The organism is Bradyrhizobium sp. Kon69 (assembly GCF_055807515.1).
On the sequence record NZ_JBVVOS010000063.1, the window covers coordinates 1 to 10421 of the forward strand.

11 protein-coding genes are annotated in these 10421 nt (G+C 57.7%); 5 read left to right on the forward strand and 6 right to left on the reverse strand.

From position 1 onward, the window contains the following. The 5 genes from AC0L3U_RS37890 to AC0L3U_RS37910 all read right to left on the reverse strand — a co-directional run. Positions 1 to 230: NYN domain-containing protein (locus AC0L3U_RS37890; RefSeq protein WP_473364907.1), on the reverse strand; the 230-nt coding region annotated here is incomplete at its 3' end. Between the two features lie 613 nt (positions 231 to 843). Continuing rightward, positions 844 to 1143, reverse strand: a complete 300-nt coding sequence (locus AC0L3U_RS37895) for a hypothetical protein (RefSeq protein ID WP_456765780.1) — start codon at positions 1141 to 1143, stop codon at positions 844 to 846. Between the two features lie 1489 nt (positions 1144 to 2632). Further along, the gene (locus AC0L3U_RS37900; protein WP_157234051.1) at positions 2633 to 2992 is read right to left on the reverse strand and encodes a VanZ family protein; all 360 of its coding nucleotides are present in this window, start codon (positions 2990 to 2992) and stop codon (positions 2633 to 2635) included. Between the two features lie 1348 nt (positions 2993 to 4340). Then, complete coding sequence (locus tag AC0L3U_RS37905) at positions 4341 to 4583, reverse strand: hypothetical protein (RefSeq protein WP_473364908.1); 243 nt, start codon at positions 4581 to 4583, stop codon at positions 4341 to 4343. 265 nt (positions 4584 to 4848) lie between these two features. Continuing rightward, positions 4849 to 5040 (reverse strand): hypothetical protein, encoded by a 192-nt coding sequence (locus tag AC0L3U_RS37910; protein WP_473364909.1) that lies wholly within the window; start codon positions 5038 to 5040, stop codon positions 4849 to 4851. Between the two features lie 128 nt (positions 5041 to 5168). On the opposite strand from AC0L3U_RS37910, the gene AC0L3U_RS37915 reads away from it, so the two are divergent. Then, complete coding sequence (locus AC0L3U_RS37915) at positions 5169 to 5456, forward strand: hypothetical protein (RefSeq protein WP_473364910.1); 288 nt, start codon at positions 5169 to 5171, stop codon at positions 5454 to 5456. Between the two features lie 1986 nt (positions 5457 to 7442). On the opposite strand, the gene AC0L3U_RS37920 is transcribed toward AC0L3U_RS37915, so the two are convergent. Further along, the gene (locus AC0L3U_RS37920) at positions 7443 to 7808 is read right to left on the reverse strand and encodes a VanZ family protein (RefSeq protein WP_473364911.1); all 366 of its coding nucleotides are present in this window, start codon (positions 7806 to 7808) and stop codon (positions 7443 to 7445) included. A 93-nt stretch (positions 7809 to 7901) separates the two neighbouring features. On the opposite strand from AC0L3U_RS37920, the gene AC0L3U_RS37925 reads away from it, so the two are divergent. The 4 genes from AC0L3U_RS37925 (at position 7902) to AC0L3U_RS37940 (ending at position 10414) form a co-directional block, all read left to right on the forward strand. After that, positions 7902 to 8231, forward strand: coding sequence for a hypothetical protein (locus AC0L3U_RS37925; RefSeq protein WP_456765773.1), 330 nt, complete (start codon positions 7902 to 7904; stop codon positions 8229 to 8231). Between the two features lie 995 nt (positions 8232 to 9226). Continuing rightward, a complete protein-coding gene (gene tnpA, locus AC0L3U_RS37930) occupies positions 9227 to 9637 on the forward strand; it encodes an IS66-like element accessory protein TnpA (RefSeq protein WP_456765772.1) in 411 nt (136 codons plus the stop codon). After that, complete coding sequence (gene tnpB / locus AC0L3U_RS37935; protein ID WP_456765771.1) at positions 9634 to 9981, forward strand: IS66 family insertion sequence element accessory protein TnpB; 348 nt, start codon at positions 9634 to 9636, stop codon at positions 9979 to 9981. The genes tnpA and tnpB overlap by 4 nt, the downstream gene beginning before the upstream one ends. Before the next feature lie 55 nt (positions 9982 to 10036). Then, positions 10037 to 10414 carry a transposase domain-containing protein gene (locus tag AC0L3U_RS37940; protein WP_473295543.1) on the forward strand — a complete coding sequence of 126 codons (378 nt, stop codon included), beginning with the start codon at positions 10037 to 10039 and terminating at the stop codon, positions 10412 to 10414. Positions 10415 to 10421: the final 7 nt, after the last annotated feature.

Sequence of the window (10421 nt, forward strand, 5' to 3'; positions counted from 1 at the left end):
ACGACGGTGTAGCCGTTGTAGTCGAGCCAGTCGATCAGCGGCCGGATCGAGGAGTACTCCTGATCCTCGATGATCGCTGTGTAGTAGAACGCCCTCAGCAGCGTCCCGCGGCTCTGAAACTCCTTCAGCAGGCGCTTGTAATCGATGTCGAAGCCCAGAGTTTTCGCCGTCGCGTAGAGATTGGCTCCGTCGATGAAGAGCGCGATCTTGTCGGCAGGCAAATGAGACATCTGTAGGCTTTCGGTGGGGCAAGTCGGAGTTGAAGCATCCCGTAAATTCGCAACGCAAAATTTTCGGTCGCATTCTATATGGATAGCTACCGGAGATCGTCGAGTAGCAACGAACGTTTAATCTTCAACTAATATCATATGTATCCGGGCGTGGAACCCCAGCGTTGCCCGAAAGTTCTCCCCGTCAGATTTCGTAATGTGTCCTGTCTATTTCCAAGTGCGCATTTAAGGTGTTCATGGATGAACGCTGACGCTTTTGCTCCCTTTGATCTGTCGATACATAGGCGCGGTCGTGCCTGGCGATGGTCCGTCATTGACCGATCAGGCAACCCTTTGTTGATTGACAGCGAGTTCAGCAGGACTGCGGCTCATTACAGCGCCACCAGGGCAATCTTGCAGATGTTATTGACCGCTCCCTATCGAAATCAAATGTCTCCAGCGGCCTGGTCGCTCGCCTGGAAGATTGAGGCGCCTCGCACCTTCCGGGACCCAGGAAGAAGGCGCAGGTTAAAGAACGCGCCGGTCTAACGAGCTGCGTGAGGGGCAGAAGACTTCCTATGAGGTCAAAGTTGAGCAGAGGCGCGGCAAGAGCGCGCGGAAACGGCGCATCTGATCACTGCGTTTTTCGCCCGAGGTCTCTCAGGAGCGAGTGGAGAAAATCACTCGCATGGTCGTACCGCGTGCCGCCGCTCGCGAGTTCACGGGCGCGCGGCCCCACTACACTACCGACGGTTTCTGAACCGAGTAGATCAGCTTTTTCAGACCATTGCTGCAGTAGGCGATCAGGAATGTATTCTGCAGACCCGAACAACCTCAAAAGGCATTCTTCGGCTTTGTGATCGTGATGAGCCTTCGTCGCGTAGAAAGCGAATAGTCCACGAAAAGCATCACGGGAAAAGGCTGGTTTTGCCATTGCAATGTCCCCGCAGAATTGAATTCCCAACGAAGAGGCCACCTAAAGGCGGCCTCAGAAGTTCATTGGTTGATCTAAACAACACGTACTAAAACGGCTGCCGCAGCGTTGCCGTTGCTTCAGTCTCCGGGTGTAAATAGATGCGAGATGAACGTGCGAGCCCGGTCACAGGAGCATGCCAAGTTGACTCGCTTCTGCCAACAAGAATCTGACGACTGCCGGGAAAATCTGGCAATTCCAAACCTATGTCAGCATAATTGACATACGCACAGAGCCGTTCGGCGAGCGAAGTATCATGATCATCTATCAGGATACGTGCTCGACGAGCTCGGCTATGCCTGAGTTTGGATGTGAGACTGCGCGACGGAAGTAGAAGCAAAGGGAAGGGCCGCTGCGAAGAAGAAGCCCCGTGGAAGTTTGGTGCGATGGTCGGCGCCTCGCCCCTTTGCAGCCGCAGCTGGACTGGACCTTGTACTCACAACGAAGAACGTGAATTCGTCATTCCTTTCCGAGCGGCACCATCACTGGCACAGCGTGAACGGAAACTCGCAGATCTCGGTACCTGTGCCCGGGACGAACACATACGGGTTTGGGCAGAATGCGTCGGCGTCGCCTGCCCCGCACCAGCCCGGGAGCATGGGCGGAGTAGTAGGCTTCGGCCGCAGGTTCTGATCAGCAGAGGCGGGGCTTGCAAGGCACGTTAGCTGTGCGACCGCTGTGTAATGCTTCGGTCAATAAATGGCGGACCGCGTCGAGGTGGCGCCTTCAACGCGGTCCTAACTCCGACATTGGGATGAGCAATGTCGGTGCTGACCAGACAGGTATCAGCATCGGACTGCCGATGCAGCTCTTTCCGCCTAAAGAGCCCGGGGCGAGCCGCTCGGCATCGCCGCCAGCCCATCCAGTTCGGCGCTTTTATCCAGTGACGTCCCGGCAACCCGGTCAAGATCAGGACCTAGGCGGCCTTTGCCGACCGTGCACCTCAGCTTCGCGATCAGCGCGCGCGCTGCGCTGGCGTCAGATCGCGGCACGCTAATGGACAAACGCCACCCCGACGAAAGCATCGCGACGCCATATGAGGCGGCAGGCGAAGCCTGTTCGAAAATGGTCAAACGATAGGTCGAAGATAGTCGACGGGATCGGAGCATTTTCTAGCAGTAGGCCGGCCCCAAAAACTGAGAGGTCACGCATTGCGCAGCGCGTGACTGTCGCTCCGCCTGAGAGCGAGAGCATGACTGTCTGGTCGACCGTTTTGCGTGTGACGCGTCGCCGTTCAACACCCGTGCATTCAACACACACTTTGCCTCCGAACCTCAGCAGCATTGTGGGCGGGATCGCCGACCGGGGGGCGGCGACCCCTCGCCGCGAAGCCGCCGTTACGCGAGACGAGGACGACTTCGCGACTGCATGAAGCATCGGGCCCGTTGCCGAGCGGCGCAAGAACATCTGTGCGTTAGTGTTACTTGGGCAAATGAGGGCAATACAACGACTATGGAGGACGCGGCAAGAACATGAGAACGATTTGTGCGACCGCTGCACCCACGATGCCGCTTAGGATTTTTAGCGCAGCGCTGAAGAGGCTGGGATAGCGGTCAGGGCGAACGATTTGCGACAGTTCTATTGCGAGTGAAGTCACTATGAGGAAGCCGCAAACGATCAGCAGCCTGCCCGGTAAAAGGAGCGATAGCGCAGATCCAAAAAGAGCCCACACGCAAAATCGCTCAATGAGCATCACGCGATCGCCGTGATGGTGCCCGCCGATGACCGGCCAGCCTTTCAGCGCTGCCACCGCTGCGTACGTTGCCAGAGCAAGGCCCAGTCCCGTCACAATCGTGAATTGGCGGTTCAAGCGCATAGAGACAACAATACGCCGCGGCGGCTTCCATACGCCGTTCGAATTCGAATATCCTTAATCGGAAAGCAAGACTGTCCTAAATGAGACCCGGCAGTCAATTGAACCGCATCGCGCGCAAACAGTGAAATCGCATCTTAACGCGCTCTGGATTGGCGAGCAGAAGTGCGCAGCGTAGCTGCGGGGCGGGCTCACAGCTTTGGGTCGGCGAACTGTTCAAAAGTGGACACTCGCACGCCGGGCTCTGGCATCGCAAGTTCGCAAAGGTCCTTCGAGCTATGAGACGAAGCTTGAACTCTTTGGGACCATGTCGCTAAGGTGATTGCCGGGGGACGCCCTGGGGAGGAGTGCTTCAAATTACGATTGGTCCTCGTACCGCTTTTGTTGTTTTCACGGTCGCCTTTGCCATTACCGTCGCTTTTGCCGTAGTCACGACATCTCGATATCTCGCCGCCATGCACTCGAAGTCTCCAAGACCGGTAGCTTCGGTCCAGCACGCCCTGGTCTGACCCAGCGTGAAGCGCGCTCGAAAGCGAATAATCCATGCGGTTGTTATCCTCACGGTCGCTGCGGGGCTTTCGGCCTGTTCGCGTGAGGAAGACGTCACTAACTCGACGAATGCATGCGCTGCCAAAATGTTCTCGCCTTTTTTTTGATCCGAAGAACTATGATCAATGCGTCAAGGCTTGCATTAGGTGCGACAACGGCGTGATGACGACGTGCTCGACGTCGTGTCGTCTGAAGGGCGCTCGGTGAATTCGCGTTTTGAACGGCGCGGCTGCGCGACGGCGGAATTCGACTTAAGTCAGAGCAGGCTACTATTGCTTGCGACGCGAACCCGATATATCCTCCTGCGTTAATTCTTATCGGCCCTTTTTAGTACACTGCAGATTTAATCGCGCTTCCGATGGGGAGCTTTGTTCATGCAAATCGATTTTAGGTGCGCCGCCGCGGCGAGTGCCGCCCAGGTGGAAGAAGCCGTCGCCGATCGGACAGCTGCGACGAAGCCTGCCGCCGCGAACGACAATCTTGAAGTCGCGTCCTGGCCATTCATCCCGCTTCCCAACGGTTGGTATGCGATGTCTTGAAACCTTGGAACAGTCGTAAAAAGTGCCCGGAACACAATGCAGTGGGGGTGGTCTATGTCGAATAAGCACACGAATATTGCTGCGCGCGTCGAACTCCTCAACAACAACCAAATCGCGCGTTTGGCGACAAAATTGCAAACTCAGAAACAATACGAAGAAGTTCTCCTTCTCAGGGAGACACTTCGGCTGGCCAATGCCAACGCGAGAACGCTTCGGACACCGCGTGCGAAGGACCCGGGTAACCTTGCTGCGTTACCTTAATCCCAGCGCAGTCTTGCAGGTCGCCTGACGTCCACAGCAGTATCGTTGTGCCAGTCGTCTGACCGCCCAAGGCCAGAATTTTCAGCACTGGCACGGGCCGCCAGCGGATTGGCTGGTAAGCTGGCGGCCCACTTCTGGCATTCTCTCGGCAGCGGCGAACGCATCGAATGGCAGACGTTGTCGTCATCTTGCTTATCTTCGGTGCCGGGTTTGGCGTTGGCTACGGCGTTCGCGAGCATATTTCTGATCGCCGACGTGAGCGCTCAAAGCGTCTTAGGCCGCCGGAACGGTAGGCAGACTGGCTTGCACCCCCCAGGCTAAGCAGGCGTGACCAGCGCGTAAGGATGCTTCAACGCGCCTCAAAGACCTGTTTTAGGCTGGGGTCCTCTAATACCCCATCGGCTGCGCTGAACCACTCACCGGGCGCCAATCGAGACCCTTAGTCGCCTCGGGGACGGATGTGTGGGCCGTTGAACAGCTTCCCGCTAAGCAGCACGCTGTACTTTACGCGGCGATGTCGAAGGAAGCGATCAGTTCGCGCATATCCTTTGCCAAATCGCGATAACGCTGGCCAGCGCGTAGGTACAGCTGTCGATCGTTTTCATTCGATCGCTCAGCGATCAATTCGCATTCAGTGGCGAGGCATTCAAAACGTTCAAGCTTGGCTCGAACCCGGTCATACGACGCCTTCCGCACTATTATTTTTCCTCAAAAGGACGGCGATCATAATTTTCAGCTCAGCTCAAGGCAACCTTGATCTTCAGTCCAAATGAGGTCGCAGAATACCTCTCGCGGTGGCGTCTGAAGGGCGCTCGGTAAGTTTATTGGTGCGCCGTACCTGCTCGCAGGCAAGCGTGCCGAAGTCGCCATCGCCGGCGAAACCGCAGAAGTCGGACGCGCTATCGCGGCGGACATCGGAGTTAGCACAGATAACCGCTCCTAATGAGCGCGCTATCCGCAACGCCTTGGAAAGCGCTGGGGTACTCGCCAATTTGGATCTCGAAGAACGTTTCGACACAGCGATTGATCGCCTGTTAAAGCGGTTCTTCAGCTTACAAATGGCAGATGAATTGGATAACAGAAAAGTCAAAACCGTGACGTGCAAGGGCTAGGCGTCGCGCGTGAAGAAGATCTGGTAATCGGACGAGGCCTTGCGCTTTGTCGGACTTCAACTCAGAGATCGGCTTCTCGTTCTTTTTAGAGCGAGTACCTTCTTATCTGCGAGAAAGTTGCCAAGCGATTTAATTAGTGTAGTTTTCTGATATGCAGCTGATGCGAGCAATTTTCGCAAAATCAAACGGTGTAATCTCTTGAAAGGGCCCAGGTTCATCTATGCCTTAAGCCGGCTCTCATGGTCCAGGAGGTCAAGTTCTGGGGGTTTCTGCTCCACTTCTCGCGCTGGCGAGGTCTAAGAACGCGCTGCATCTGGCTTAATGAGAATAGGTTCATTCCTCTGGAGCGTGACGTCATCCGGTGAGGTGGTTGCGTTGTTTTCTCAAGGCCGCCAAGTCCGCCGACGGAGTCCTCGCGGACGCGGCAACGCTGCGGCAGGGTTAATGCACCAACCGACGCAGTAGCATCGAGATTGACCCAGTAGCGATTGCCGGCCCTCGTTCTAATACCCGTGCCTCTGGCAAAGCTGGGCGGGGCCGCCTGGCAATGGCAAGCGACCCCTCGCAGCAAAAGCGCCCGTACGCGAAACGAAGGCTATCTCACGACCGTAGGTACCTTCAAATGAAGTGGCGCTTTACTGCAATATGATCTCGCTATTAGGCTTACCTGGACGGCTTGCGTTCATTGTGCGCGACGGCTCTCTCCACCTCTGCCATCGTTCTTTCGTAAGCTTTGCGCAGCTGTTCAGCGTGAGCGGCGTTCTCCGGCTCCATGAGATGTGCAACCTTGATCATCAGCTTGTTCAAAAGGTTCGTTCGCGGCCATTTTCCGAATGGCGGCTTCGCAGGACGCTAATCTCTCGAGGCATTTCGACGAGATCGAGCGGTTCCTTTGACGGGCCCTGCAAAATCAACTCGCGCGCGTTGTGGGGCGAACGAAGATGACGCGCCGAATATGAGAGCGCGCCGACTTTCGCCATGGTGGGCCCGGGAGATGCAATGTCCGGTAAGCGAATCTTAGCGCGGAGTAGAACGCACACAACCAAATTCGCGGATCAATATTGATGCGGGGCTTGCAGGTTAACTGGCCGCACGGGTTTGCAGAGCGTCGATGAGCCAATGGCTTCGACGCCGCCGGATCATCGTTTTCCACGCACCAGCAAGGTCCGCACCGGCGCCTTCCCGTCCCAGCGCCGAAGCCGCCCATAGAATCGCACCCGAACACCAGCCTCTTTCAGGCGCTCGACCACGAGATGCAATGCGATAACGTCGCCCTCTGCCAATTCCACACAACCCCGCTTGCGGGACCAGACCGCACCGGGGAAGCGAAACAGGTTGTGCTTCAACCATCGACCGCCGCGCGCCGATAATGGCTGTAGGTCCACGTGGGTGCCGTCCCGAGGTCGCAGGCCGACGTCCGGAAGGCGGAGTAGATTTGCGATCCAGCCCAAAATTAACTCCTAGTCACAATAGTCTTTCGGTGCACATCGTTCGAGCCGCAGCGTCCATTCGGCACTTCGGACGAATCTGCCTGATTCGGGACGCCAAGCGCCAATAAGCGCTGTGAGGGCGTCACCACAGCGGGTAGCGGCCAACAAGATGGTAAGCAGGGAAGCGCGGAGGGGAGACTTGGCGGCAAGCAGGGTTGTCTTTTGCCGAGGTCTCTTCGGTGAGTCCGTGCGAGCAAAATCTCATTCTCCACCAGTAGATGGTCGCGTCGTCTTATCCGTGGCGGTTCCGACGAGTATGGAGCGACCACCAGCGCAGCAGCATTTGGCTATAGGGTATATCGCCACGCGCTTTAGTATCCAGCGCGGAGGCCGCCGGCACTTGCCAGATAAGCAAGCCGAGTCGCGGCGAGGCCACCGCGGCAATAGAAACTAGAGAGCAATGAACGCATGCATTAACGCACTCCCACATCCGGTGCCTGAGACGCTTGCCCACGCAATTGCATGGCTAACCCTATCGCCGGCGCGGTAGCCGTTTTCAGGATCGGTCTCGCCAAAGATGGGCGAACTTCGCGGCGCTCGAACCAACAAGCCCGCCAATAACCTTTTGCGCAGCGTCCGCGATGTGGCCATGGCGGTCAGGCGTGAGATGTTGCAGCAGCTCGAGCGAAACGGCCATACCGAGTATGAATATCATCATCAGTGTGTATCGGCGAGGATATGCCACTACGAAGAGAACGCCGAGGGCACCGTAAGCTGCGAAACGCTCGAACCCGGCAGATCCTAATTCAGGGCGCAAGCCGATCGGAGAGAGTGTTACAAAGGCGATGGATCCGAGGCCGCACCAGGCAATCAAAATGATTAATTTCCGCATCATGTCGCGAAAATAGTGCCTTCTGCACACGCCGTCCACTCCTCAGAGGCTTTCGCGTGGTGGCTGTCAAGAACATCGGAGGCCATGCCTGCAACGGCCCCGCGTCGCCGAACGGAAAGAGGCATGTTGTATAAGAACACTGATAGGCGGAGTGCCGAAGCCGAATGGGTTGGGGTAGCAGACACGGACCGGCGGCGGCGCCAGTCCAAGAAGCTCAGGATCGCCGTCGACAGCTTACGGGCGCCGCGTCGGGGCACCGTAGGTCAGCCCCTTCGCCGTGGCGGCGAAACCATTTCCGGGCGCAACGAAGCGAGCCTGAAACACTCCCACCCTAACGTTCCACGGGATGATAAACAGCGGGATGTGGTCATGCTGGCGCTTATCAATGTACTTTACGAACAGTTCGTGCAGGCCGCTCTTCTGGGCATCTCGAGCAAATGGGTGAGGCCATGACAGAGATGGCAATTGCCACGTTGGCCTTTCTGAGTGTCGTGATCTTTTTGGCGCACGCCTTTGACGCGTTCAGGATGCGCTGAAAGAACAGAAGCACCATCGGCGGCTGCGCCGCGCCCGCTCCAGTGATTCGGACTGAGGCCGGATTTGATCGGATTTCGACTCGGACCGCCGGGTTATCTTTCGGTAGTCCCAGTCGCTTTGTCGGCGGATTTCAGGCAGGTTTTGCCTGATTTCGGTGAGCCAGTGCTACTAGTCGCCAAATGGCCGCTTTCGAATTAACCAAAATGAGAAGTTCCGCCTCATTCCGGACCCATCTCGTGGCAGATGCTAAGATTGCCAATGTGGGGACTGGCAAATGCCAAAAAGCTGTTGTACTTGAGGTGCTTGGCTTAGTTTGAATCTGCGCGATTGCCGCTGGGGGTCGCAGGTCGGATCCCCCCAGTCAGAGGTGCTGGTAGTATTCGCTGCACCGGCGTCGGCTGCGAGCACGAAGAAATCCGACAGGTTGGAAACTCTTGTGGTGAAAGACCTGGATCTGCCCAAGCAGATAACGGAGGTGAGCTTCATAGCTGCAGAGCAAGAGCCTCTTCCCGCTCCTCCGATTAGCCGTCCTAGCCAAACACCTGATTTCATTCTTGTCACTGGCGCGACCCGTATGCTCCAAAGCCTGAGGCTCAAAAGCAGGCGGGCGTCGCAAAGAAGCGGGTCAGCGAGCCGCCGAAGAAGTTCAAGCGAGCTTGGCGAAGGAATGCCCAAACGATCGGTTTGCGCCGCTCCTGAGAAAGCTTGGGTTGGCTGCCGCCTGCAACACCTAGAGCAGCGGTGTGGGATTGGTTTGCCGGGTGGAGAGCACATTCCTCGGCGCTAGGTGTTGATGGACAATCCTCGAGCGCTCGTATGCGCCAGGGCGATGAGCGATCGGTTCAGTTCAATGGTATCCGTCCGGTGAAGGCCGCCTTGCCGAATGAGGCGTGTTGTTGAGAACTGTCCTTATGGACAGTGATAGGCGCAGCGCCCAAGTCGAACGGCTTGAGGTGGTGGACACGGGCCGGCGGCGGCGCTGGTCCGAGGATGAGAAGCTCAAGATCGTCGTGGAGAGCTTACAGGCGCCGCGCCAAGTCGCAGCAACAGCGCGGCGGTATGGCGTTTCGCGCTCATTGCTGCTGCGATGGCGACGCTCGTTTCAGCCGGAGCCGAAGGATGCCGCCGATCAACCTGGCTTCGTACCGGCGATAGTGGTCGCGGAATCAGGGCCGACACCTTGTCCAGTCGCGCCGGCCAGCAGCGGCGGGTCGATTGAGATCGAGTTTACTGCCGGGGCTCGGATGCGGATCACGGGTACGGTCGACGCGGCGACGCTGAAGGCCGCCGTGGCGGCGCTGGCAGATGGACGCCTACGGTGATCCCCATTGCGTCGGGCGTGCGGGTGTGGATTGCGACCGGCCACACCGATATGCGTCGCGGCATGAACTCGCTGGCCTTGCTGGTGCAGGAAGCGTTCACGCGAGACCCGCACGGGGGCGACCTCTATGTGTTCCGTGGCAAAAGCGGCAAGCTGATCAAGATCCTTTGGCACGATGGACTAGGCATGTCGCTTTATGCCAAGCGGCTGGAGCGCGGCCGCTTCCTGTGGCCGTCGTCGGCTGATGGCGTGGTGACAATCACCCCCGCCCAGCTTGGCTACCTGCTGGAGGGCATTGACTGGCGGATGCCGCAACGTACCTGGCGACCGCGGGCGGCTGGCTGATCGCTGGGATTTGAATCGGTGGCACGATCAGCGGTTCGGACAAAGATCGCGTCTTGTGATTCTCTGGTCGACGATGGGTGCTGATGATTCTCTTCCCGACGATGTGACCACGCTGCAGGCGATGCTGCGCGCTGAGCGAGCGGCCCGGTTGGCCGCGGAAGCCGAGGCCCAGGCGGGGACATTGCTGATCGAGAAGCTCAAACTCACGATCAAGAAACTCCGGCACGAGCAGTTCGGACAGTCCTCCGAGCGAGGCGCATTGCTGGACCAGCTCGAGCTACAGCTCGCCGACCTGGAGGAGAACGCGGCGCAAGCTGAGACCGCGGCGCAGATGGCAGCCGAGAAGATTGCGGTGCCATCGTTTGTCAATCGGCGTTCAAATTTGACCCCGTATCGGCGTCCAATTTTGACCCCTTTGAGCGACGAGTCTTGACGGTAGC